Genomic DNA, 25,437 nt, shown 5'->3' with positions numbered 1-25,437 from the left:
ATCAGCTTATCGCTATCCTGGCCATCACCTGTTCCGAAATGCGCTTCGGCCCCACCAGCGGCAACGACACGGCGATGGCCGCCATGCCATTGCCATCCTGGTAACGAATAATATGCCGGTTTGAACGGGTGACGAGCCAGGTGCCGGAAACATTGGTCCAGTTAAAGAAGACGTATGTTGGATAGACGCAAAAGCGTAAATATTCAATGAACAGGACGCCCTCAGACTCGAGGGTAATCCTGAGCAATACACAACTCCTCAAGTTATTTAATCACTATGTATCTATCTATCTATATAGCGAGTTGGGCTACAACTGTGCAAAAGACCTTGATGACAATGAGTTCAAGATTCTTCTACGCAAAGCCACGAGGAGTTTACGCAGCATGTTTCATGAACAATTGCCCACATTTGGATGACAACATCTGAATAAGTCGACCATGCACCACCCAGACCGATTTCCTTTTATTCAACCTTGCATCAACGGCGCGCTTGAGGAGGTTGTCATTGCGGTGATTTTTCTGGAAAATTCGATATATAAAAGAATATATAGCGAGAGGGTGTTTATGGCCAGGAAACGAATGCAGGTTGTGCTGGTGGCGGTTGCGCTGATGCAAATGCCATCCATGGCGCTGGCAAAGGATATCAGGGTGACTTATGCCGGTTCCATGGGCAAAGTAATGGACCAGGGGTTAGGTCCGGCTTTTTCCAGAGCAAATAACGACGGCTATCAGGGGCAGGGCCAGGGTGCATACGGGATGGCACGCCTGCTTGCAAGCCACAAAATTGAGGCCGATGTGTTTGTCTCCATCACCCCGGGGCCGATGCAAATTCTCAAAGACGCCGGGCTGATAGATGAGGCGGTCCCTGTCGCCAGTACCAGCATGGTGGTCGCTTACAGTCCTGAGGGTAAATATGCAGCGCAGTTTGAACAGGCCAACAGAAAGAAAGACGGCTCGTGGCTGACTCTGCTTACGCAGAAAGATGTCTTATTTGGCCGCACCGATCCTTATGTCGACCCAAAAGGCCAGAATATTGTGTTTAGCCTGATGCTGGCGGAAAAGTATTACAACATGCCGGGCATCACCGATAAAATTTTAGGCTCGCTGCAAAACCCACAGCAGACTCATCAGGAAGGAGGGCTGCTGGCGCGTCTGGAAAGCGGTCAGGTGGATGCAGCAGCGGGATACGAGAGTGAAGTTCGATCAGCGCATTTGCCGTATGTCGCGCTGCCGGATGAAATAAACCTCAGCAACCCGGCGATGACGAAACAGTGGTATGACACTGTCAGTTTTACCATTAAAGACAGCAAAGGCCAGGATCAAATCCTGCACACTCAACCAATGGTGTTCTATGCGGCGGTGCTGAAAAACGCGCCGAATGGTGTAGAACAGGGACAAAAGTTCGTATCGTTCATGCAAAGCGCCGAGGGGCAGAAATTGTTCAAAGCGTTTGGCTACGCCGAACCTAAAGGAGACAGCTTATACGCCCGCTAAGAAAACCGGGCTGGGTGGCGGGGTGGTTATCTCTGCCCGCTATCCTGCTGTTAAGTATCCCCTTTATCACGCTGATTAGCGTCACGCCCTGGCATCATCTGAAGCTGGCCTGGCGCGACGACAGCGCCATTGTCGTCTCTATGGGACTGGGTGTGCTGGCACTCGGAATTATCATTCTTATCGGCATGCCGGTGGCATGGTGGCTGTCACAAGCCACGGGTCGAAAACGATTGATCGGTGAACTGCTGGTGATGATCCCACTGCTGACGCCACCGCTGGCAATGGGGATTTTGCTGGTTTCGGCTTTCGGGCCTTATGGCGTGATTGGCCGCTGGCTTTCACTGTTGGGAGCTACGCTGGTAAATAATCCGGCGGCGTTTGTGCTGGCTCAGGTTTACGGCGCTTTGCCTTATTTTATCGTGGTGTCGCGTTCGGCGTTTGCCACTGTTCCCAAAAATATTCTTGAAGCGGGACAAACGTTGGGAGCTTCTCCCTGGAACCGCTTTCGTTTTCTTACATTACCCCTGGCATTGCCTGGGCTGGCTTCTGCCGTAACACTCGCCTGGGTTCGCGCGGTAGGCGAGTTCGGGATCGTGATGATCTTTGCTTATTTCCCGCAGGGTATACCGGTAAAGCTGTATACCAATCTGCAAAATGACGGGGTGGACACAGTATATACTTTGCTATGGATGCTGCTGGTAGTGACGCTTCCCCTGCCAATGGTCTGCTTTGCTCTTGGCAAACGAATGGCCAGGAAATGAACACCCCTTAGATCGTCCGTTCCTCGTTCATAGCGGATGAGCTTGCTCACGTTTCCTTTTCAGCGGGCTACCTCGAATAACCCCAAACCGGATTCTTCATAAAAGGCCACACACAGAAACCTCCAGTCAGTCAGACTGAAAGTACAGGGCAGGAAGAAAATGTGGCGCGCGCTGGATATGTCTTACAATCGGATCGGTGGGATTATGCTGGGGGAACCATGGAGGCGTAAATCGGTACGTCGCGATAGCGGAAGAAATTACGCAAAGTTAACGTTGTATGCTCTTTGTCTCCCGAAGCCAGGACCGGGCTTTGCGCCCGGTTACTCTTGTATTAACCACATGTCCGACTCTTCGAACATCTCCTCAAGCATGCGGTTGAGCTTTTCACGGTCGCTTTTGCTGGCGTCGCTGTTCAGGCCGTTCGCTTGCATTGGCTTAACCGTCACGCTGGCATCAGGAAAAATCCGGTGCACGCGTTTTGTCAGTTCGGCCAGAATGATTTCCCTGGCTCCCTCCAGCCCCTGTACGTTTCGCTTGTCATAAACCAGTTCCACAAACATGATTGTTTACCTTATGGATATTACGCATGTGATTCAGCCTGAACGTAAAATACTACTGTATATGGGTACAGTCAAACGGCGTTCAGACTAAAGCATTGTCCAGAGCAATGCAGACAGCGTTGCCAGCCCGCCCAGAACAACCAAAAACACCGTCACGCCGCGAAGCTCTGCCAGCGAGGGGCGGGTGTATATGAGGTACGCCGGGATGAGGAACAGGATCACCGCGATCAGTGGTCCGCAGAACATTTCAATCAGGCTGAGCACATCCGGATTGGCATAAACAATGCCATAGGTCAGCAGGAACAGCGCCAGAGAGGCCAGCCGCTTGCTGGCGTTGGCCTTTTTGCCGGATACGCTGGCAGCCAGCTGACCAAACGTTTGTGCGACCGACAGACCTACGCCGAGGAAGGATTTCGTCATACCGATGATAGCGATGAGCGGGGCAATGTGGTAAATCAGGCTGAAATCACCGTTTCCCTTCATCACCGACAGCACATTCAGGTTTTCCGCCTTCGCTCGCACAAAGTTGTCATGGGGGATCCCCAGCACGCAGCTCAGCACGAAAAAGAGGATACTGGCGAAGATAGCTAAGTAGGCGATACGGATCACGAACAGTGCCTTTTTCTCACCCTCCGCTTTCCTCTCCCGGTAGTAAGAGCTCAGCGGGGAGACCATAGGCGCACAGCAAAACGAGAAGGTAATAAGCGGCAGCGTCAGCCAGATATTTTTCAGCGTTACCGGCAGCGGCGTGGCGTTCATTTCAGCGGCCGTATCGGTCAGGTTAGACAGATGCCATCCCGGGATAAGTGATACGGCGATCAGCAGTACAGATGCCGCGAACGGCAGCGCCAGTGCGCTCATAATGGCCACGACTCTGTCCCGGCCCTTGCTAAGCACCACATACAGCGCAGCAACCACGATAAACGACAATGGCCCACGGCTGATGGCGGTAATATGCAGATGCTCCACCAGTAAATTACTCAGCGCATTAATCAGCGCCACCCCGTAAACCAGGGTTACCGGGAAGAAGGTCACACAATAGAACAGGGTGATCAGCTTTTCACCCCTTCCGCTGAAGAAGGAGCCGAAGATCGGCAACGTGCCGTTTTCAGTCTTCTCTTCACGCATATATACACGACAAAGGAGTAAATGGGGGATCAGGGATAAGGGCAGCCCCAGCAGGAGCATAACCAGAAAAATAACCGGACCACGGGTGCCGATTTCCACGGGAAGGAACAGCGTTCCCGCTCCGACGGCTGTACCATAAAGGCCCAGCGTCCAGATATTATCCTGCCAGTGCCAGTTAGAGCGTGTTGTAATATTAGCTGAGAGAGTTGTGGCTTTATTCATCATATTTTACCGCGTTGTTAGAGGGGCGACGACTTATTTAGTTTTTATCTGTCTGTAGTCGTCGCTGCACCATTACGTCACGGGTGGGAGGGGTTTGATGTTGCATACCGAAAACCTTATGTGTATGCCTGCAATAACTATCGTTATTCTTTGACGATGCTTTAACAGGCGGTTAATTAAGAAAGGGATTTGTTAAATTAACGAACAAATAACGACTGACTTTCCCTGCCTGCACGTCTGTTAATTAAAGAATAAACACCCTGTTTTATTAAGTACCATAAGGCGCCATCATATTGAAGGGGGGCTTATTTAATTATTTTATTGGGCGTGAAATTATCCCGTTATGCCTGAAATTAAAAAACAGAATGTAGACAATCGTGTAACCCGCTCGTAGCTTTCGAACCGTCTTGTAACATAACGCTCTCTTTATGGTGGCGAAGGGGTTAAGGACGTCGTATGCCTGCTATTAAACGCCCCATAAGAAAATCCTCTTCTATACTCAGTTACGTTTAGTGAAATATGCCGCCGCTCCACACGTCGCGTTCCCTTAATAGCGGCGGGCAGCAGGGGTATATATTCACGAAAACGCCTTAATAATGGTCAATTTTGCATTTTAGAGGGGGTTTCCTGGTATGTTGCATTCTCAATCCTCGCGGGTCGGTAGCATTTTGCTGCTGCTGACCGCGATAATAGCCTTTGCGGTGGCGCTATACGCCTGGTGGACGCCGCTTACCGGCGTCACTGGCACCATTGGCGCACTGGGCGTGGTCATTGCCAGCGTAGTGCTGGCGATCCTGACCTTTATGTTACGTGCGGCATCGCGTCGCGGGGCGCGCGTTTTTCTGATTATTGTCACCCTGGTGGTGTTGGCGGGTATTGCTTTCGCCGCCGCGCTGCTACACCAGTACATCATAACGGCAGCCATGGTGGTCGGCCTGATTGGTCTGATTATGCTGAGCAGCCATTCCGCTCGTTACAACCATCCCGTCAGAAGCTGAGGAGCCGCCCGTGCACAACGATAAGCATTATCCCTTCATAAAAGTCAGCATGACGGCGCTGGCGCTGCTGGTCGCTCCGCTCGCGCTACAGGCGCAGGATAAGGCCGCTGAAGCCTCTCAGGGGACACAGGAATCACTGAACATTGATGCGGCCGATCAGCAGGCGCCCGGAACCACAAAAACCACCGACGATGCCTCAACCGGCAACGGTGATGGAAAGAGAGTCGCCTCGGCCAGCCAGCCAGCGACGCCGCTGGTGCCCGGCACCGCCACCTGGGACAGCTTCCACGGCCAGCTTAACGCGCAGAAATACAGTCCCCTGACCCAAATTACGGCGGATAACGTCGGGAAATTAACGAAAGTCTGGGAGTTCCATACCGGCGACGTCTCGGACGGTAAAGGCGATACGCCAGCTACCGTCTGGTCCGCAACGCCCATTTTCGCCAACGATACGCTCTACATCGGCACGCCATTCGATCGCCTGATTGCGCTGGATCCGGGGACGGGTAAAGAGAAGTGGCACTATGACACCAAATCGTCGCGCAAGGCGCTGACCCAGCCGGTGCTGAAAAATCGCGGCGTTTCCTACTGGCAGGCCAAAAATCCGCTGACAGGTGAGGCATGCCAGAAGATGGTCTATATGGGCACCGTTGACGGCAAGCTCTTTGCGCTGGACGCCGATTCAGGCAAACCGTGCAGCGGCTTTGCGAACAACGGCGTGCTGGATCTGAACCAGTGGAACACCGTTAACGCGAAGTATCCGCTCTCTGTCCTGCAACCGCCAACCGTTGTCGGCAACCATCTGCTGGTGGGCTGGGCCGGGAAGGACTGGGCCTATGCCGAAGCCCCTCCGGGCACCGTATTTTCAGTCAACGCCCAGACCGGTAAGCTTGAGTGGACCTTTGAGGCGATCCCCGCAGAGATCCGCAAGCGTACCGGTACCGCCAACGTCTGGACGCACATGTCCGCCGATGAGGCTAACGGGCTGGTCTATCTCCCGGTCTCATCGCCGTCTCCCAACTATTGGGGTGGCAACCGCGTAGACGCTATTCCGCTTGGCACCTCGACCACCGCGCTGGACATCAACACCGGTAAAGTGGTCTGGTCACGTCAGTGGGTACACCACGACGTCTGGGATTACGATATCAACTCCGCCCCGACGCTGATGGACATCACCGTAGACGGCAAGCAGATCCCGGCGCTGGTGCAGGCCACCAAGCAGGGTTTCCTGTTTGTGGTTAACCGCCTGACGGGGGAGGACGTATGGCCAATCGAAGAACGTCCGGTTCCGCAGGGTGATGGGTCGGTCCAGGGCGAAGTTCTCTCGCCCACGCAGCCATTCCCGACCAAACCCGCGCCGCTGCTCGACCAGTCGAAAAAACCGGAAATCTGGAAGCTGGCGGATATCGTCGGTGGCGGCCAGTGCTCCCGCCTGTGGGATAACCTGACCTATGAGGGAATGTATACCCCGCCAACCACCAAAGGCGAAGGCACGCTCACCTATCCCGATAGCGCCGGCGGCGTCCAGTGGGGTGGGGTGGCGTTCGATCCGCAAAAACAGATCGCCATCGTCAACACCTCGCATATCGTCCAGTACGTGAAGCTGTACAGCCGTGAGGATTACGATAACGCAGACAAAGACTCCGGCAACGAAAGCGGCTTTGCCCCACAGGAAGGCGCCCCGTACGGTATGCGTCTGCTGGTGGCGAGCAACTGGCTTGGCATGCCGTGCTGGCAACCGCCGTTTGGTGAAATCGTGGCGCTGGACATGCACACGGGCGATGTGAAATGGCGTCGTCCGGTTGGCGCCTCCCAGCAGTATGGCTTCTTCATGCCGGAAAGCTGGGGTTCGCCTACCATTGGTGGTCCGGCAGTGACGGCGGGCGGCGTGATCTTCATCGGTGCTTCAATGGATGCCAAAGTGCGTGCCTACTCGGTAGAGAGCGGTGAAGAGCTGTGGTCCGATCAGGCCGAAGCTCCGGCGGTAGCGAACCCGTCCGTCTATGAATATAAAGGTCGCCAGTATGTGGCCTTCGTGGCAGGCGGGAATACGATCCTGAAGGATCAGGTGGGCGATCAGGTGGTGGTCTACGCCTTGCCGGAATAATTCAGCAGGAAGGGGAAATAAGCGTGGGGCCTGCGGGCCCCACTTTATTTTGCAGTAGTCGTTTTACCGACGCGTTATTTATCGGCTGATGCGCCAGCACGCGTTGACATCTGCTCGGCGGACTTCAGATGCTGCTCAACGACCGGAGTGTGCTCGTTGGCCAGAGCCTTCACATCCGGATCGTCGATTTTACTGGCGTCGCTCTTAAGCTTCGACAGCACCTTCTCGTGGTCCTTCACGCCAGCATATTCCATATACATTTTGTCAAAAGCGTCACCGCGCTGGTTTTCCAGCCTTGAGTTCAGGGCTTTATGCGCGGCGTCTGGTTCGGTCGACAGCTCCACGCCCTTTTTCTGGGCAACGGTCTGGACTTTGGTCAGCGCGGCGCCGTGATCGTCGACCATTTTCTGGGCGAATGTTTTCACTTCACTGGTTTGGGCCTTGTCCAGGGCGAGCCTGGCGGCGGCAACTTCGTTGATATTGGCCTGCGCCATGTCCTTCAATGCTTTCTCGTCGCCGGAGCTGAGTCTGGCGTCCGGTTGAGCCTGGCCCGCAATTTGAGTTTGCGCGGCGCTGGTTGTCTGGGCTTGTACGCCAACGGTGCTGAACATTGCTGCAACTGCTGATACGGCTAGCAGCCTTTTCAGGGTTTTACTCGTGTGCATATTGTTCTCCTGATGGTCATGGTACAGGTAAGTTTCAATTGCTTCAGGCGCAACCGGCAGATAAATGACGACTGCACAGGTCAGTATAGTAGATGAACCTGCTGCACCCGCTGTTCAGGTCAGTGATGGCTGGTCGTGATGCTCAATCCTTCTACAATATTGATACGGATCATTTACATATTTGCTGCTAATGTTAAATATATAGATTCATCAACAGGAGGAATGATATGAAAAAAGCACTATTAGGGAGTGTATTGGCTTTAACAGTAGCAAGCTTCGGCGCATCTGCGGCAGATATGATTTCCAAGGATGAAGCGCACCACTTCAAGCTTGAATACCTTGGTAATGTATCTGTAGGGGCTTCAGGTGGACAAATTTCTTCACCTTCAGATCTTCATCAAAAACTCTCAAAACTGGCAGACGAGAAGGGCGGGAAATACTACGTCATCATCGCTGCCCGCGAGCATGGCCCTAACTTCCAGGCCGTCGCAGAAGTCTTTAAATAATTTTCTCGGATAACACAAAAACCCGCTTATGGCGGGTTTTTGCTTACAGGCAGCCAAAAAAATGCCCCTGATGCGGGGCGAGTGTGAGTCAAACCTTTTCTTATGTTTATCTGTTTTGTGCTCTAAGGCTTTGGGACAATAACACCCTGTTCAAATAATGCAATTAAATGCGACGGCAGCATACGTTACACAGATAGTCTACTCTTTACATACAGTTATGGTGAAAGGCAGTTAATCGTTAGCTGTCGCCTGCTGGAGAATGGAAACAGTAAACGGTTGCAAGAGGTAAACATGAACGTTGACGCACTGACGCAAAAGGCAGAAGAAGAAATTTCAGCGCTTATAACCAAAAAAATTTCAGAGTTACGTAAAAAAACAGGGCAGGAAGTGTCTGAAATTGAGTTTATCGCTCGTGAAGCCATGACAGGCCTCGAGGGATATGAGGTAAAAATCAAACTTATTTAATCAAAATTATTACCTGTTTCGGGACACTGGATAAATCAGAACGGCAAACGTCAGCTAAGACTATCCTGCGCGTGGCAGGATTGAAGCCAAAAAGCCCGGTGACGCTGCGCTTACCGGGCCTACAATTAACGCAATCCACAGGCCGGGCAGGGCGTAGCCGCCACCCGGCTTACCAGGCTTACACTATCGCGTTCGGGCACGCTTCGCCCTTTTCGAGTTGACGCAAATTCCCCAGCGTGGTTTCCGAAATGCTGATCAGCGCTTCGGCGGTCAGGAACGCCTGGTGCCCTGTGAACAACACGTTGTGACAGGCAGACAGGCGACGGAACACGTCGTCCTGGATCACGTCATTAGATTTATCCTCAAAGAACAGATCGCGTTCGTTCTCATACACATCCATACCCAACGCGCCGATTTTTTGCGTTTTCAACGCTTCGATAGCCGCCTGAGAGTCGATCAGCCCGCCGCGGCTGGTATTGATGATCATCACGCCGTCTTTCATCTGGTCGAACGCCGACTGGTTAAGCAGATGATAGTTCTCCGGGGTCAGCGGACAGTGCAGGGAGATAACGTCAGACTGCGAGAAGAGCGTTTTCAAATCGACATACTCCACGCCCAGCTCCAGCGCAGCGGCGCTTGGGTACGGATCAAACGCCAGCAGGCGCATGCCAAATCCTTTCAGGATGCGAAGGGCGGCCACGCCAATTTTGCCGGTACCGATGACGCCTGCGGTTTTACCGTACATGGTAAAGCCGGTCAGCCCTTCCAGAGAGAAGTTAGCATCACGGGTTCGCTGATAGGCACGGTGAATACGACGGTTGAGCGACATCATCATCCCGACCGCATGTTCTGCCACGGCTTCCGGAGAATAGGCCGGGACGCGAACGACCTTCAGACCCAGCTCTTTGGCGGCATCGAGATCGACGTTGTTAAAGCCCGCGCAGCGCAGGGCAATGTATTTCACGCCCTGTTTTTTCAACTCTTCCAGCACCGGTCGGCTACCGTCGTCGTTAACGAAGATACACACGCCTTCGCAGCCGTGGGCGGTTTTAGCCGTCTTTTCAGTTAGCAGAAAGTCGAAAAATTCAAGATCGAAACCGTACGTCTCGTTAACATGTTGCAGATACTTTTTGTCGTACTGCTTTGTGCTATATACCGCGAGTTTCATAAGACTTTCTCCAGTGATTTTGGAACCACGTTAGCATGTTTAAAATTATCTTACAATTTTTCAAAATTCATTGAAATCAATAAGTTCTATGAATTATTGTAGAGCATCTACTCTTAAAAATGGCATTACCTTCAACTGACTGGCTAAACATGCGACAATGAGCGGCAAGAACGGCTTATTTTTTTCGCAAAATCAGGATATTAACTGCCCATGAAGGGTAAATACAAAGCCGCAATCGCGCTATTACTGCTGCTATTTCTTGTGCCGCTGACGCTGCTGATGACGCTCGCCCAGTGGGTACCCACGCTCGCCGGGATCTGGCTCCCCGTTGGAACGCGCATCGCGTTTGAAAAAAGCCCACGGCTCACGCGTCACGCCCTGATCATCCCCGATCTCCGCTATCTGGTAGAAGAGTGTGAAATTGCCCGCGTGGAAAACGTGACTCTGTCACACCCCAGCCGCTGGGATCTGGATATTGGCGCACTTGAACTTAACTCTGTCTGCCTGAGCAAATTACCGCAATCGGCGCCATCTACGGTGGCGCCGAAAACGCTGGCGCAGTGGCAGGCCATCCTGCCCAACACCTGGCTGACCATCCATCGCTTTACCCTTTCTCCCTGGCAGCAGTGGGAGGGTGAGTTGCATGCCTCACTGACGCCAGCCCGCCAGGACATCACCTATAACGGCGAGCAGGTGAGCATTAAGGGGCAGTTACGCGGCCAGACCCTTTCCATCAGCCAGTTCGATGTGCAACTGCCGGATCAGCCGCAGCCCGTGAAGCTGGTCGGTGAATTTACCCTGCCGCTGGTGCCGGACGGCGTGCCGGTGAAAGGGCATACGGTCGCGACCTTTAACGTGCCACAGTTATCCTCGCTGGTCGATGCCGATCTGGACTGGGAGGACAATCAGGGCCAGCTGGTGGTCATGGCGCGGGACAACCCCGATCCGCTGCTCGATTTACCGTGGCAGATCACCGCTCAGCAGTTGACCATCAGCGACGGACGCTGGAACTGGTTAGCCTCCGGCGTGCCAATGAGCGGACGCGTCGGGCTGAAAGTGGATAACTGGCAGCAGGGGCTGGAGAAAGCCACCTTCACGGGGCGGCTCAACGTGCTGACCCAGGGGGATGCGGGTAAGGGCAACGCGGTGCTGAATATCGGTCCCGGCTCGCTCAGTATGGATAACAGCGCTATGCCGCTGCACCTGAGCGGGGAAGCCAAGCAAAACGATCTGATCCTGTATGCCAGGCTCCCGGCGATGCTGACCGGCAGCCTTTACGATCCGCAGCTTACGTTTGAACCCGGCGCTTTATTGCGCTCGCGCGGGCGCATCATCGACTCGCTGGATATCGATGAGATCCGCTGGCCGCTGGCGGGCGTGAAGCTCACGCAGAAGGGCGTGGACGGCCGCCTGCAAGCCATTCTGCGGGCGCATGAAAACGAGATGGGCGATTTTGAGCTGCATCTGGACGGCCAGGCTAACGACTTTTTACCGGACAACGGTTTGTGGCAGTGGCGCTACTGGGGTAAAGGGAACTTCACGCCGATGAACGCGCGCTGGGATGTCCGGGGAACCGGGGAGTGGCGCGACAACGTTATCGAACTGACCGATCTTTCCACGGGGTTCGACAAATTGCAGTACGGTACGATGCTGGTCAGCAAGCCGCGCCTGGTGCTGGATCACCCGGTGCGCTGGTCGCGGGACCCGGATAACCCCACCTTTAGCGGCGCGCTCGCGCTTAACGCCGGGCAAACAAGCTTTTCAGGCGGAAGCGTGCTGCCGCCGTCCGTTTTGACCTTCAGCGTTGACGGGACAGACCCGACGGTGTTCCAGTTTAAAGGGAACCTGCATGCGGACGACATCGGCCCGGTCCAGGTGAATGGACGCTGGGACGGCGAACGCCTTCGCGGTCAGGCCTGGTGGCCAAAACAGTCTCTTACGGTGTTTCAGCCGCTGATCCCGCCAGACTGGAAAATGACCCTGCGCGGCGGCGAAATGTACGCGCAGGTGGCTTTCTCCGCGGCCCCCGATCAGGGGTTTGAGGCCGGGGGGCACGGGGTGCTGAAAGCGGGCAGCGCGTGGATGCCGGATAACGAGATCAACGGCGTGGATTTTGTTCTTCCGTTCCGCTTAAGCCAGGGTACCTGGTCGCTGGGCACGCGCGGGCCGGTAACGTTACGAATCGACGAGGTGAAAAACCTGGTCACAGCCCGAAATATCACCGCGGATCTCCAGGGCGATTATCCCTGGACCGAAGCGAACCCGCTCCTGCTCACCAACGTGAAGGTGGAAGCGCTCGGCGGGAAAATCACCATGCAGCAGTTGAGAATGCCGCAGCACGATCCGGCTTTACTGCGCGTGGATAATATTTCCTCCAGCGAACTGATAAGCGCGGTGAATCCGAAGCAGTTTGCCATGTCCGGCCCGGTGAGCGGCGCGCTGCCGTTCTGGCTGGACAATGAAAAATGGATCATTAAAGATGGCTGGCTGACCAACCCGGGGCCGATGACGCTGCGCATCGACCAGGACACGGCGGATGCCATTGTGAAAGACAACATGGTTGCCGGGGCGGCGATCAACTGGCTCCGCTATATGGAAATTTCGCAGTCGTGGACAAAACTCAATGTGGATAATCTGGGTGTGTTAACCATGCAGGCGGCCATTAAAGGCACCAGCCGCGTCGAAGGCAAAAGCAGTTTCGTAAACCTGAATTACACCCATGAAGAGAACATTTTTACCCTCTGGCGCAGCCTGCGCTTTGGGGACAATCTGCAAACATGGTTTGAGCAACATGCGGCGATACCCCTTCTCCGCGGTTCGACAGGCAAGGAAAGTGAGGAACAACAATGAAAAAGAGGGCTGGTGTACTCACCGTGGCCGTCGTCGCGCTGCTGTCAGGCTGCACGCCGCGCATTGAAGTGGCGGCGCCCAAAGAGCCGATCACCATCAACATGAACGTGAAAATCGAGCATGAAATCCATATCAAGGTGGATAAAGACGTTGAAGCCCTGCTGAAATCCCGCAGCGATCTGTTCTGAGGATGTCATGAAACGATTAGCTCTGATGTTACTGGCGCTGGGGATGAACGTTCACGCCGCCACGCTTACGCTCAACGATGCGCGTGCCCAGGGGCGCGTAGGGGAAACCCTGAGCGGCTATCTTGCGCCCGTTCAGCACGACGCTGAAACCCTGGCGCTGGTGAACCGTATCAACGCCGCACGCACGGAAAGTTACCAGCAGCTGGCTGACAGTAATAATTTACCCGTCGACGAGGTGGCGAAAATGGCGGGACAAAAGCTGGTGGCCCGCGCGCAGCCGGGTGAGTACGTGAAGGGAATTAACGGCAAGTGGCTGAAAAAATAGCTAGCGATAACGCCTGCGGTATTCGCCCGGCGAAACCCCGAAACGCTGCTTAAAGGCGGTGGAAAAATGGCTATGGTCGGTGAAACCCCAGCTGTAGCCAATCCCCGCCAGCTTTTCGTCATCGCTGATGGAACGCAGCGCCTGAGCGCATAAATCGAGGCGACGGTTCTTAATATACTGCGCTACTACCAGCCCTTTCCCGGCAAACATGCGGTACAAGCTACGCACGGACATGCCGCTCTCTGAAGCTATCCACTCCGGTCTTAACGCCTCCGACTGAATATGATCATCAATCAGGGACAGAACGTGGCGGAACTGACGCTCCTTGCGCGGCAGCACCTCGTCACGCTGCTGGAAGGCCGGACGCAGCAGACACACCATCGCCTCAAGCGCCGCTTCGCTTTCACTGGCGCTGAGATCGGCATTGCCCATGCTCTCCTGTAGCAGTCGGTAGCTCAGCTGTACGGTAGGCAGACTGCGGGAGAGGGGCAGCGCGCACCTCACTTCCTGAAAACGCGCGTGTTGCTCAATGATTTGTCGCGGGAGCAGGAGCGAAATCTGGCGGGAACGCTCCTGCCAGTAAATGGAGCACGGGCGGGAGGCGTCAATCAGCGTAATATCCCCGGCTTTCAGCATCGCGCGCTGGTCGTCCTGTTCGATTCCGGCGCTGCCTTCCAGCTGAAACACGGTGTAGAACCAGGCGTCGTTGCCGTTTTTGATCTCCTGACGGGTGCGAAACAGGTTAACGCCTGCGGCGGTCACCGTGCTCAGCTTCAGACTTTGGGTGTAGCTGGTTTCCAGCTCGCCGAGAAACGCCCCCTCTAACGGACGTGCCGCAAAGCGCCCACAAACCTGGTTAATTTGCGCCAGCCACTGCTGAAAATTGTCCTGTTCGCTTGCACACGCCATTGATGTTCTCGCTGCACCGTCACTGTTTTCGCATTGTTGCATTTATGTTGCATTTTGTCAGGGCTACGAGGCTGACTATAGGAAAGAACACTCAACGGTTACAGCGATATAAGCGGGAATTATCACGATTTGCGGACCCTGTCACAGCTGGCAAAGCGAATGTCACACAGACAAAAGCAGGAATGCGAATCCCCTCTTAGACTGCATACACACCCTGCGAAGCATAACGAAGGAGTATTCTATGTCCGAATCACATGTCGCCATCCTGCCGGGCGTGCAGCAGTTTTTAGATCGCCAGCACGGCCTGTGGATCGAAGGGCGTCAGGCGGCATCCGATAGCGAAAAGCGTCTGAACGTCTACAACCCGGCGACCGGAGAGGTTATTGCCTCTACCGCCGATGCCAGCGTCGATGATGTCGATCGTGCGGTGATGTCTGGCTGGCGCGCCTTTGTCGCCCGAAGCTGGGCCGGGCGGCTGCCGGCAGAGCGGGAACGCATCCTGCTGCGGTTTGCGGATCTGGTGGAACAGCATGGCGAAGAGCTGGCACAGCTCGAAACCCTGGAGCAGGGGAAATCGATTAACATTTCCCGCGCCTTCGAGGTGGGCTGCACCCTGAACTGGATGCGCTACACGGCAGGGCTGACCACCAAAATTGCCGGTAAAACCCTCGATCTCTCGATTCCACTGCCGCAGGGCGCGCGTTATCAGGCGTGGACGCGTAAAGAGCCGGTGGGAGTCGTGGCGGGGATTGTGCCGTGGAACTTCCCGCTGATGATTGGCATGTGGAAAGTGATGCCCGCGCTGGCGGCAGGTTGCTCCATCGTGATCAAACCGTCGGAAACCACGCCGCTCACCCTGTTACGGGTGGCGGAACTGGCGAGCGAGGCGGGGATCCCTGAGGGTGTGTTCAACGTGGTGACCGGCAGTGGCGCCGTCTGTGGCGCGGCGCTGACCTCGCACCCGCGCATTGCCAAAGTGAGCTTTACCGGTTCGACGGTGACGGGCAAGCAGATTGCCCGCGCGGCGGCGGACACGCTAACGGGCGTGACGCTGGAGCTGGGCGGCAAAAACCCGGCCATCGTGCTGAAAGATGCCGATCCGGCGTGGGTGATTGAAGGGCTGATGACCGGCAGCTTCCTGAACCAGGGGCAGGTCTGCGCGGCCAGCTCGCGCATTTATATTGAGGCTCCGCTGTTCGACACGCTGGTCAGCGGGTTTGAACAGGCCGTGAAATCCCTCAGCGTCGGGCCGGGCATGTCGCCGGAGGCGTTTATCAACCCGCTGGTGTCGCGCGCCCACTGCGATAAGGTTCAGGCGTTCCTGGATGAGGCGAAGGCGCACAATGCGGAGCTGATCGCCGGGAACCGGGGCCCAGACGGCAAAGGCTATTACGTTTCGCCAACGCTGGTGGTCAACCCGGATAATCATCTGCGACTGACGCGTGAAGAGGTCTTCGGGCCGGTGGTGAACCTGGTTCGTGTGGCCGACGGGGAAGAGGCGCTTCAGCTGGCGAATGACACTGAATATGGCTTAACGGCCAGCGTCTGGACGCAGAACATCAGTAAAGCGCTGGCGTATACCGACAGGTTACAGGCCGGAACCGTGTGGGTGAACAGCCACACGCTGATCGACGCCAACCTGCCGTTCGGCGGCATGAAGCAGTCCGGCACCGGGCGCGATTTCGGCCCCGACTGGCTGGACGGCTGGTGTGAAACCAAGTCGGTGTGTGTGCGGTATTAAAAAAACGCCGGGTGGCGGCTACGCCTTACCCGGCCTACGGGATCGAGGAAAAGGTTGGTTTTGTAGGCCGGGTAAGCGCAGCGCCACCCGGCGTAACTTACAGCGACCACCGATCCCGCCCGGCCTCCTTCGCCCTGTACAGCGCCGCATCGGCGCGGGCGATGATTTCCGCCCCGACTGGCTGGACGGCTGGTGTGAAACCAAGTCGGTGTGTGTGCGGTATTAAAAAAACGCCGGGTGGCGGCTACGCCTTATCCGTCCTGCGGGATCGAGGAAAAGGTTGGTTTTGTAGGCCGGGTAAGCGCAGCGCCACCCGGCGTAACTTACAGCGACCATCGATCCCGCCCGGCCTCCTTAGCCCTGTACAGCGCCGCATCGGCGCGGGCAATGATTTCCGGGCCGGCCAGCCCTGCGGTATAGCCTGCAATGCCCATACTCGCCGTCACACATTCACTCACCTTCGACGCGCCGTGCGGAATGGCTGCGTTGCGCAGGCCAGCCTGGATCCGCGCGGCGACTTTCTCAGCAATGCTTTCTTCGCAGTCAAAGAGGATCACCACAAACTCCTCGCCACCGTAGCGCGAAACCACATCCTCTGGCGTGCGCACCGAGGTGTTCAGCACCTCTGCCACCCGCGCGAGACACGCATCTCCCGCCTGGTGACCGTAGGTGTCGTTATACAGTTTGAAGTAATCGACATCCAGCATCAGCACCGCGAAGCGTTTGCCTTGCTCTACGGCATTTTCCAGCACCAGCTCCATCGCCCGGCGGTTGGCCGTTTTCGTCAGTGGATCCTGATGGGCCAGCGCATCCAGCCGCGAAATTAAACGCTGATTTTGCTGGTTGCGACGCCACGCCTCTTCAAACCAGCTCAACAGGATATAGCGCCCGCACACGAGAATGAACGTGAACACCACCCACAGCCCGGCAAAGCGATAATTAATTTCCTGATTCAGCAGCATGCTGGCAACGGGCAGGCTTACCCATAGCGGAACGGTGAAGCAGAGCAGTGCCACCGGGTGAAAATAGAGCGCGGTCATACCGGCCATCAGCAGGGTAACGAATATAGGCCAGGGATGAGGAAGCTGTAACACGTTGATAAACCAGTAACAACTTATCGACCACAGCAGGCTGCACATAAACAAAACGGCGCTGACGCCGCGGATGTGGCGCCAGGCCATGATCACCAGCGCCACGGAAAGGATCACCACGCCCAGCATGGAGGCGTCAATCATCTGCCGCAGAGGGGGGCTGATGTGCAGGAGGGCATCGATATGGCCGAACAACGAATTGCGCAGCAGGACCATAAGGGCAAAGCTGGCATTCACAAAGGCGAGCCACGGCAGGTTCACGGCCAGCCCGTGAACAACCATTGATTTACGGGTAGGCCATATCGCGGGTTCGGGTGTGGCTGGATGTCTTTTTTCCATTGAAGAGAATTTTCCTTGAGCGGGCGGAACGTCCGCCCGCGAGTGCTGCCTTTACGGGGTCACAATGTTAAACCAGAATTCAAATTTATCCATGTAACCGAGCATAGCATCAAGTTTTGCGGCATCGCCGGTCACTTTGATATCGCCGTTATCCTGCGCCTGTTTAAGCGTCACTTCTTTCAGGATGATTTTATTCAGCGTATCGCGGTTGAGGGTCACGGTCGCGTCAGCGTCTTTCGCTTCGGCGTTCGCCGTGTGGTTCAGCACGCCATTTTCCAGCTCCAGCTTGTATTTGCCGCCGTCGCTGCCGAGGTCGATGTTAAACACCGATTTTGCATCCGCCGCTTTTTCACCGTTAATGTGCACCGCCAGATAGTCAAAGAACATTTCTGGCGTCATCGCGCGCACGGTATCCGGGCTGGCGGTGTTCGGGGTCGGTCCTTTCACCACGCCGTTACGCAGCTCCTGTGCGCCGGTCAGGTAGAAGTTACGCCACGGGCCTGATTCAGCCTGATAACCCAGCTGCTCCAGCGCATCCGCTTCCAGGTTTCGCGCGGCCTGATTATTTGGATCGGCAAAGACCACTTTGCTGACCACCTGAGCCACCCAGCGGTAGTTCCCCTGGTCAAAGTCGGTTTTCGCTTTGCTCAGGATGGCATCCGCGCCGCCCATATAGTCCACAAATTTCTTCGCGGCTTCTTCAGGCGGCAGTTCGTCCAGGGTCGCCGGGTTGCCGTCAAACCAGCCTAAATAGAGCACGTAGGTCGCTTTAACGTCATGGCTGACAGAACCGTAATAGCCACGGTTTGCCCAGGTATTGGCCAGGGAGTTTGGCAGTTTGAAGTTGGCGGCAATCTCGTCACGGGTCAGCCCTTCGTTCGCCATGCGCAGGGTCTGGTCGTTGATGTAGCGATACAGGTCGCGCTGGCTTTTCAGCAGGTTAACCACGTTGTCGTTGCCCCATGTCGGCCAGTGGTGCTGCGCCATAATGATTTCGGCTTTATCACCCCAGCGTACAATCGCCTGGTTGATGTATTTCGACCATGGCAACGGCTCACGAATTTTCGCGCCGCGCAGGGAGTAGGTGTTGTGCAGGGTATGGGTGACATCTTCCGCAGACTCGATCAGCTTTTTCTCTTCGATATACCAGAGCATCTCGGAAGGCGCTTCCGATCCCGGCGCGAGCATAAAATCATAGGTCAGGCCGTCGATCACCTCTTTCTGACCATCTTTCTCGATGATATTGGTCGGGGCGATCAGGGTCACCGTCCCGGCGGAGGTGGTGGTGCCGAGACCCGCGCCGACCTGGCCCTTCGCATCCGGCTTCAGCAGGTTGCCGTACATATAGCTGGCGCGGCGGCTCATGACGTTACCCGCCATGATATTCTCCGCGACGGCGGCCTCCATAAATCCGGCGGGCGCGTAGACTTTCACCTTGCCGGACTTCACATCTGCTTCGTCCACCACGCCGCGCACGCCGCCATAGTGGTCAACGTGGCTGTGGGTGTAAATTACGGCGACAACAGGCTTGTTACCGCGATTTTTATAGTAAAGATCCATCCCGACTTTGGCCGTTTCCGCCGACACCAGCGGGTCGACCACGGTAATGCCTTCTTTACCTTCAATAATGGTCATGTTTGACAGGTCGAGGTTACGTATCTGGTAGACGCCTTCGGTCACTTCAAACAGACCGCTGATGTTAATCAGCTGGGACTGACGCCATAAGCTCGGGTTAACCGAGTCGGGCGCCTTATCGCCTTCTTTGATAAAAGCGTACTGCTGCGGATCCCAGACGGTGTTGCCTTGCTCACCTTTGATAATGTCCTGAGGCAGCGGGGCAATAAACCCTTTGTGGGCGTTGGTAAAATCGGTGTTATCGGAGAAAGGAAGCTGGTTGAAGAGTGCGTTGTTGGCCTGTTGCGTTGCTGCGGTGGCATCCTTAGGTGCTTCTGCGGCCCAGGCGGAACTGGCAGAAATAAAACATCCCGCCAGCGCGAGACTCCTGACGATCTCATTGATTCTCATCCTAAAACCTCTCAGTAAACTGTGACGTTGTTTGTGGGGACTTCGAATCCTGGTGAAAGTGTGTCAAGAAATGCAAAAGGATTAAGCGAGGTAACAATAACTATAATCGGGGAGAGTAATTCAGCAAGTAAGCGGATGAAAAACCGGGCATTACGCCCGGTCGGTAGGTTATTTCTGCTCTTTTTTCTTGCCGAGCGTTGGCGTCTCGTCAAAGAAATTCCACGGCTTGAGTAACGTGTGCACCCATTCCGTCGGCATTATCGGCCACTCCTCGGCACGGGCGACATGGGTGGTGCCGGTGGTCATCCAGATGACGTTATCCTGGTCGTTCAGCGACTCGTTATCTTTGCTGTACTGGCCGAGGCCGGTATCGTGCGTGGAACGGTTCGGGTATTTTCCCTCCGGGTACATCTCGTCGGGATGGTAACGCGTCACCCACAGCTGTTTATCCATAAAGCTCAGGCGGTGATAAATCCACTCGTCCGGGGCAAACTTCGCGCCGGACGCTACCGGGTGTGTACCGCCCGCGTAAGGGATGATTTGATACGAGACCGGGTTGCCGATGTGGTTCTCTTTGCTGGTATTGCTCAGCAGGCGGATGGTGCCCGGGTCAAACTTCTGCGCCGCCTGCTTTTCGGTATCAATATCATACTGATTAACCTGCATGGTGCTGGTGCGCGGTCCGCCAGCGGTGTTCGGTTTGACGTCCGGATCCATGGCCACCAGCTTATTGTTGATGCCGTCCACGTCCATATCCAGACGGAAGTTGTAGATGTGCTGGTGGGTGGTTCCGACAATATTATGGTCGATCAGCGTTCCGTATCGGGTGTCATCCTTCGCGGTGGCATCATGCATGGTTTTCGTCTGCACGCCTTTCACCGCTTCAATGCCCGTAGCCCCTGCATCAATGCCGATAGTGCCGTTTTCGTGGAATACCCAGTCGAAGATGTAATCGTAGTTACCCACGGTGCTGACCCAGCGCACCACCAGCTCGCGGCGTTCGGTGCTGACGTTGGGTTTACCTAACTCCTGATGCTTATATTCCGGCCCGGCGTAACGCTCGAAAATGGCGATCGCCCGGGGGATCTCCATTGGCGCGCCGGTGTAATCCGGGATGGTTTCGTTGAGCATCACGGCGTTAGACGGAACATCCTTGCCGCGCACCAGCGGGGAGGTCAGGGTACCCATGCCGTAATCGCCGGAGTCCAGGTAGGCTTTAAAGTACCAGCCGATATCCGGGTCGCCGTACGGCACAATCATGCCGCCGAGCGATCCCTGATACATCACCTGTCGCTTTTTGCCGTTGTCGTTATAGGTCACGGTGGAGATTATCGGGCCGACGCGTGAGTCCAGGCTCAGATGAAAATCCCAGTTCTGCCAGTGCACCCTATCCCCGGTGATGGTGTAGTTCTTGCCTTCCGGCTCGATAATCTCCAGCGGTTTTTTCACCGTTTCAACGCGGTCGCGGCCATCATAAGGGCGCGGCGTGAGCGGAACCGGCACGACCGGGCCTTCCTCAATCTTCTGGATTTTCTTCTGCTCGAGATCCACCACCGCAACCAGGTTTTCGATCGGGTGCGCCCAGTAGTTACCGTCGCCCACGTCGAGATAGCTGATCACTTTCAGCAGGCGGTCTTCCTGTTTCAGCCCATCCTTGCCGTCAAAAAAGCCGACGGTAAGCGGAGTGGTGATCACTTTCTTCGGGTCGGTAATGCCGCGCTTTTTCAGCACGGCGGCAAACTCCGGGCTTTCATTGATGATCTGCTGCACGGTATTGAAGTCATCCAGCAGCACCATGCCGTGCGCGTCTTTGATCGGCTCCCAGCGGAGGATCTTTTTCTCCTTCAGATCCACCCGGCTTTCGATGATGTGTTTACCATCAAGCATGATGATATTGGCCTGGCGGGGCGCATCCACCGCCGTGCCGTTAAGCACAAAGTCCCAGACTTTGGCCTTTTCTGGCTCCGCCAGCGCAATCTGGGTAAAGCGGGTATTGGGTTTAAAATCCGCAGAGGCTTTCACAATGGCTACGGCCTGGTTGATTTCATCAGCCGTCAGCGCGTTTAACGGGTGGGGGCTTTTTTCAACCTGGAATGTCTGATCAAGACCGGACTGAAAAACATCGTTGATAAAGGTCTCCGGGATAAACGCCTTATTGTTCTTCATCACCACGGGCACCTGGAGCGTCAGCGGTTTGCCGTTAACGATGGCGGTGTTTGCGCCGGGTTTGACCTTCACAAAGGCACCGTCTTTGACGATGGTGAACATCTGGGCGTAATCATCCCACTGCACGTCCGCGCCAAACGCCTGAAGCGTTTTGTCCATCGGGACCATATGCGCCTCGCTGCCGTGAGCGTAAACAGGGGATTGCCAGGCGCAACAGAGCGCAACGGCCATGGCCAGTGCCGTTCTACGGGCAGAAAAAGAAGAATTGCTTCCCATCGCAGACCTCATCTTGTTGTGTTTATTGTGTTGTGTCAGCCTTATCCTGACAGGCGCGCACGAAAAGCGTTTGCCTGCATCTGCCAGGTTGTTTGTCAGTCTTGCCAGGTTAAAAAAAGAGCGGGGGTGCATCACACCCCGGTCAGGTAGTTGTAGGCCGGGTAAGCGGAGCGACACCCGGCAAGAAAGAGGTGGGTCAGAAGTCACCCTGCTGGCGCGCCACCAGCGTCAGGATGGAGTAGAGCGCCACGGCCTGCTGGTGCTGGTTGAAGATCTCCACCGCCCATTCCACCACGCCGGTGGGTTTTTCCTCGGCAGTGCGCTGTTTCTTCAGCGTTTTACGTTTACAGGTCAGGCGCACCTGAATGGTATCACCCGGCTTGACCGGCTCAATAAAGCGCAGGTTTTCCATGCCGTAGTTGGCAATAACCGGCCCAACCCCGGCATCGACAAACAGCCCCGCCGCGGCGGAAATCAGGAAATAACCGTGTACCACGCGCTCACCAAAAATCGACTCCGCCGCGCCAATTTTGTCCATATGGGCGTAGAAATGATCCCCGCTCAGGCAGGCAAAATTCACGATATCCGCTTCCGTCAGGGTACGACGCGGGGTCAGCAGGCTGTCGCCCGGCTGTAACTCCTCGAAGTATTTACGGAACGGATGAACGCGATTTTCCTGCACCTCCGCGCCACGGACCCACTGTTTACCGATCGCGGCGAGCATGGACGGGCTGCCCTGAATGGCCGTGCGCTGAAGATAGTGCTTCACCGCGCGCAGGCCGCCCAGCTCTTCGCCGCCGCCCGCACGTCCCGGACCACCGTGCACCAGCTGCGGCAGCGGTGAACCGTGGCCGGTGGATTCTTTCGAGGATTCCTGGTTGAGGATCTGAATGCGTCCGTGGGCGCGCGCGGCACCGGCAATAAACTGCCGCGCCATGCGGGTATCTGCCGTAACCAGCGTTCCCGCCAGGCTGCCGCCACCCGCCCGCGCCAGCTGCATGGCGTGTTCGGTGTTACGGCAGGGCATCAGGGTTGCGACGGGGCCAAAGGCTTCGGTGGCGTGGACGGCCGGGGTTTCGTCCGGCTGCGGGCAGAACAGCAGGGTGGGCGGGAAGAATGCTCCAGCCGCCTGCAAATCGGCTTTACCACCCAGACGGATCTGACAGCCCGCGGCAAGCAGATGATCGACTTTTTCCTGCACGTCAGCACGTTGCTCACCGTTGACGAGGGCCCCCATCTTCACCCCTTCCTGGGCCGGATCGCCGACGACCACTTTCTCCAGCCGCGCAATCAGCGCCTGGCTGACGGCGTCAACCTGCGCTTCCGGCACGATGATGCGGCGGATGGCGGTACATTTTTGCCCGGCTTTGGCGGTCATCTCGCGCACCACTTCGCGAATAAACAGTGCAAACTCCGGATGTTCCGGCGTCACGTCCTCACCCAGCACGCAGCAGTTAAGAGAATCTGCTTCCATGGTAAACGGAATGGAATGCGCGACGATATTCGGGTGGACGCGCAGACTCTGCCCGGTGCTGGCCGAACCGGTAAACGTCACCACGTCCTGGCTGTCGAGCTGGTTCAGCAGATCGCCCGCGCCACCGCAGATCAGGCTGATGGAGCCGTCGGGCACCAGTCCACTTTCGACGATCGCTTTCACCATCGCCTGAGTCACCTGCGCGGTGGCGGTGGCGGGCTTGATGATGGCGGGCATCCCGGCAAGCCAGGTGGGCGCGAGCTTTTCCAGCATCCCCCAGCACGGGAAGTTGAACGCGTTGATATGCACCGCCACGCCGGATTTCGACGTTAACACGTGACGTGCCGCAAAACCGCCTTCCTTCGACAGCGGGATCAGTTCATCCTCCGGCCACAGGGTATCGTCCGGCAGCTCACGGCTGCCGAGGCTTGCGTAGGTGAAGAGGGTGCCGATACCGCCTTCAATATCCACCCAGCTGTCGGCCTTCGTCGCGCCGGTCTGAGCTGACAGGGCATAAAAGCGATCCTTCTGGCTCAGCAGATGTTTGGCCACCGCCTTCAGCATGGCGGCGCGCTCGATAAAGCTCATTGCCCGGAGCGCTTCTCCGCCGTGTTCAATGGCGTAACGGCGCGCGGCCGCCATATCCAGCCCTTCGCTGGTGACTTCAAATAGCGTTTCCCCGCTGATGGCGTGGGTGATGGTGCGCTCGCGGCCCCGGCCTGATTGCCAGGTGCCGGACAAGAAGCTGGCTAACTGCTGCATTTCTTCTCTCCAGATGTTTCATGATTTCACTATAAATAGTTTGATCGCGAATCATAAAAATCAAGCTGAGTTTTAATGAATTGTTAACGCTGTGATCTGTATTGCTTAACCTGACCACCCAGAAGCCTTGCGTTATCGGCCTTTCATGAAAAGGCTTGCGAGCGTCGTCACAAAATAAACAAACGCTTCTTGGGGTTATATTTAACCTTTGTGTAACTTTTAAGGAAATAAATGATTCACCATTTTGCTATTTGTGGTGATTTGACGAATCACAAAGGTGGTTATGTGACGCAAGAACAACGCTTTGAGCAACGCATCGCACAGGAGACGGCCATCGAGCCGCAGGACTGGATGCCGGATGCCTACCGCAAGACGCTGATCCGCCAGATTGGACAGCACGCCCACTCTGAGATTGTCGGCATGCTGCCGGAAGGAAACTGGATCACCCGCGCGCCGACGCTGCGCCGGAAAGCCATTCTGCTGGCGAAGGTGCAGGACGAAGCCGGACACGGCCTGTACCTCTACAGCGCGGCGGAAACGCTGGGCTGCGCCCGGGAGGACATCTATCAAAAGATGCTCGACGGCAAGATGAAATACTCCTCCATCTTCAACTATCCGACCCTGAGCTGGGCCGATATCGGCGTCATTGGCTGGCTGGTGGACGGGGCGGCCATTGTGAACCAGGTGGCGCTGTGTCGTACGTCTTACGGTCCGTATGCCCGGGCGATGGTGAAAATCTGTAAAGAAGAGAGCTTCCACCAGCGTCAGGGTTTTGAGGCCTGCATGGCGCTGGCGCAGGGCAGCGAAGCCCAGCGGCAGATGTTGCAGGACGCCATCAACCGTTTCTGGTGGCCCGCGCTGATGATGTTTGGACCCAACGACGACAACTCCCCAAACAGCGCCCGCAGTCTGGCCTGGAAGATCAAACGCTTTGGCAACGATGAGCTTCGCCAGCGCTTCGTGGACAACACGGTGCCTCAGGTGGAGATGCTCGGTATGACCGTGCCGGACCCCGACCTGCGTTTCGATGAAGCGAGCGGCCACTACCGCTTCGGCGAAATCGACTGGCAGGAATTTGACGAGGTGATCACCGGGCGCGGGATCTGCAACCACGAACGTCTGGCCGCAAAACGTAAAGCCTGGGACGACGGCGCATGGGTGCGTGAAGCCGCTCTGGCCCACGCGGAAAAACAACGCGCCCGCCAGGCCGCATAAGAG

The 25,437-nt window shown here is 56.0% G+C and carries 21 protein-coding genes and 1 pseudogene; 12 read left to right on the top strand and 10 right to left on the bottom strand.

What is annotated here, in order from left to right; all coding sequences use genetic code 11:
- Position 1: 1 nt before the first annotated feature.
- A complete protein-coding gene (locus O1722_RS12740) occupies positions 2-247 on the bottom strand; it encodes a hypothetical protein (RefSeq protein WP_033486756.1) in 246 nt (81 codons plus the stop codon).
- A gap of 331 nt (positions 248-578) precedes the next feature.
- Here O1722_RS12740 and O1722_RS12735 point away from each other — a divergent pair, with 331 nt between their 5' ends.
- Positions 579-1,493 (top strand): extracellular solute-binding protein, encoded by a 915-nt coding sequence (locus O1722_RS12735; RefSeq protein ID WP_033486757.1) that lies wholly within the window; start codon positions 579-581, stop codon positions 1,491-1,493.
- Between the two features lie 14 nt (positions 1,494-1,507).
- Positions 1,508-2,254, top strand: coding sequence for a molybdate ABC transporter permease subunit (locus O1722_RS12730; protein ID WP_033486758.1), 747 nt, complete (start codon positions 1,508-1,510; stop codon positions 2,252-2,254).
- Positions 2,255-2,574: 320 nt separating this feature from the next.
- Here the strand turns inward: O1722_RS12730 and O1722_RS12725 are convergent, their stop codons facing one another.
- Both O1722_RS12725 and O1722_RS12720 read right to left on the bottom strand, forming a co-directional pair.
- Positions 2,575-2,814: a DinI family protein gene (locus O1722_RS12725; RefSeq protein ID WP_003857390.1), complete on the bottom strand. Its 240-nt coding sequence runs from the start codon at positions 2,812-2,814 to the stop codon at positions 2,575-2,577.
- Positions 2,815-2,901: 87 nt separating this feature from the next.
- Complete coding sequence (locus tag O1722_RS12720) at positions 2,902-4,164, bottom strand: amino acid permease (protein WP_020480531.1); 1,263 nt, start codon at positions 4,162-4,164, stop codon at positions 2,902-2,904.
- A 632-nt stretch (positions 4,165-4,796) separates the two neighbouring features.
- Between O1722_RS12720 and O1722_RS12715 the strand changes: the two genes are divergently transcribed.
- Positions 4,797-5,162: a hypothetical protein gene (locus O1722_RS12715; protein WP_032104048.1), complete on the top strand. Its 366-nt coding sequence runs from the start codon at positions 4,797-4,799 to the stop codon at positions 5,160-5,162.
- A gap of 10 nt (positions 5,163-5,172) precedes the next feature.
- On the top strand, positions 5,173-7,269 hold the full coding sequence (locus O1722_RS12710; protein ID WP_033486759.1) for a pyrroloquinoline quinone-dependent dehydrogenase: 2,097 nt from the start codon (positions 5,173-5,175) through the stop codon (positions 7,267-7,269).
- Between the two features lie 74 nt (positions 7,270-7,343).
- Here O1722_RS12710 and O1722_RS12705 read toward each other — a convergent pair whose 3' ends face one another.
- A complete protein-coding gene (locus tag O1722_RS12705; RefSeq protein ID WP_033486760.1) occupies positions 7,344-7,934 on the bottom strand; it encodes a DUF4142 domain-containing protein in 591 nt (196 codons plus the stop codon).
- 227 nt (positions 7,935-8,161) lie between these two features.
- Between O1722_RS12705 and O1722_RS12700 the strand changes: the two genes are divergently transcribed.
- Positions 8,162-8,440: a YdgH/BhsA/McbA family protein gene (locus tag O1722_RS12700; protein WP_003857380.1), complete on the top strand. Its 279-nt coding sequence runs from the start codon at positions 8,162-8,164 to the stop codon at positions 8,438-8,440.
- A 291-nt stretch (positions 8,441-8,731) separates the two neighbouring features.
- Positions 8,732-8,905, top strand: coding sequence for a GnsA/GnsB family addiction module toxin (locus tag O1722_RS12695; protein ID WP_006808842.1), 174 nt, complete (start codon positions 8,732-8,734; stop codon positions 8,903-8,905).
- 178 nt (positions 8,906-9,083) lie between these two features.
- Here O1722_RS12695 and O1722_RS12690 read toward each other — a convergent pair whose 3' ends face one another.
- Positions 9,084-10,073 carry a 2-hydroxyacid dehydrogenase gene (locus O1722_RS12690; protein ID WP_017384525.1) on the bottom strand — a complete coding sequence of 330 codons (990 nt, stop codon included), beginning with the start codon at positions 10,071-10,073 and terminating at the stop codon, positions 9,084-9,086.
- Positions 10,074-10,283: 210 nt separating this feature from the next.
- On the opposite strand from O1722_RS12690, the gene O1722_RS12685 reads away from it, so the two are divergent.
- From O1722_RS12685 to O1722_RS12675, 3 genes are read left to right on the top strand one after another with little or no spacing between them, the layout of a single operon-like run.
- A complete protein-coding gene (locus tag O1722_RS12685) occupies positions 10,284-12,923 on the top strand; it encodes a YdbH family protein (protein WP_017694063.1) in 2,640 nt (879 codons plus the stop codon).
- Positions 12,920-13,111, top strand: coding sequence for a YnbE family lipoprotein (locus O1722_RS12680; RefSeq protein WP_003857369.1), 192 nt, complete (start codon positions 12,920-12,922; stop codon positions 13,109-13,111). The genes O1722_RS12685 and O1722_RS12680 overlap by 4 nt, the downstream gene beginning before the upstream one ends.
- 7 nt (positions 13,112-13,118) lie before the next feature.
- Positions 13,119-13,436: a YdbL family probable chaperone protein gene (locus O1722_RS12675; protein ID WP_006808832.1), complete on the top strand. Its 318-nt coding sequence runs from the start codon at positions 13,119-13,121 to the stop codon at positions 13,434-13,436.
- Here O1722_RS12675 and feaR read toward each other — a convergent pair whose 3' ends face one another.
- Positions 13,437-14,345 carry a transcriptional regulator FeaR gene (gene feaR, locus O1722_RS12670; protein WP_015570600.1) on the bottom strand — a complete coding sequence of 303 codons (909 nt, stop codon included), beginning with the start codon at positions 14,343-14,345 and terminating at the stop codon, positions 13,437-13,439. It abuts the gene before it with no gap.
- Positions 14,346-14,586: 241 nt separating this feature from the next.
- Between feaR and O1722_RS12665 the strand changes: the two genes are divergently transcribed.
- A complete protein-coding gene (locus O1722_RS12665; protein WP_033486761.1) occupies positions 14,587-16,086 on the top strand; it encodes an aldehyde dehydrogenase family protein in 1,500 nt (499 codons plus the stop codon).
- 151 nt (positions 16,087-16,237) lie between these two features.
- Positions 16,238-16,312, top strand: a pseudogene (locus tag O1722_RS12660) (hypothetical protein); the annotation flags it as partial.
- 97 nt (positions 16,313-16,409) lie between these two features.
- On the opposite strand, the gene O1722_RS12655 reads toward O1722_RS12660, so the two are convergent.
- The 4 genes from O1722_RS12655 to paaZ all read right to left on the bottom strand — a co-directional run bounded on the left by O1722_RS12655 (position 16,410) and on the right by paaZ (position 24,219).
- The gene (locus O1722_RS12655) at positions 16,410-17,516 is read right to left on the bottom strand and encodes a sensor domain-containing diguanylate cyclase (protein ID WP_033486763.1); all 1,107 of its coding nucleotides are present in this window, start codon (positions 17,514-17,516) and stop codon (positions 16,410-16,412) included.
- Positions 17,517-17,567: 51 nt separating this feature from the next.
- Complete coding sequence (locus tag O1722_RS12650) at positions 17,568-19,541, bottom strand: alkyl/aryl-sulfatase (RefSeq protein ID WP_017693485.1); 1,974 nt, start codon at positions 19,539-19,541, stop codon at positions 17,568-17,570.
- 168 nt (positions 19,542-19,709) lie between these two features.
- Complete coding sequence (gene tynA / locus O1722_RS12645) at positions 19,710-21,983, bottom strand: primary-amine oxidase (RefSeq protein WP_033486764.1); 2,274 nt, start codon at positions 21,981-21,983, stop codon at positions 19,710-19,712.
- 196 nt (positions 21,984-22,179) lie between these two features.
- The gene (paaZ, locus tag O1722_RS12640; RefSeq protein ID WP_033486765.1) at positions 22,180-24,219 is read right to left on the bottom strand and encodes a phenylacetic acid degradation bifunctional protein PaaZ; all 2,040 of its coding nucleotides are present in this window, start codon (positions 24,217-24,219) and stop codon (positions 22,180-22,182) included.
- Between the two features lie 285 nt (positions 24,220-24,504).
- Between paaZ and paaA the strand changes: the two genes are divergently transcribed.
- Entirely contained in the window at positions 24,505-25,434 is a 930-nt protein-coding gene (paaA, locus tag O1722_RS12635) for a 1,2-phenylacetyl-CoA epoxidase subunit PaaA (protein ID WP_032103760.1), read from the top strand.
- Positions 25,435-25,437: the final 3 nt, after the last annotated feature.

It is taken from the genome of Enterobacter cloacae complex sp. HYC003_NIDB (genome assembly GCF_056673375.1).
This window is presented reverse-complemented; position numbering and strand designations above follow the sequence as displayed.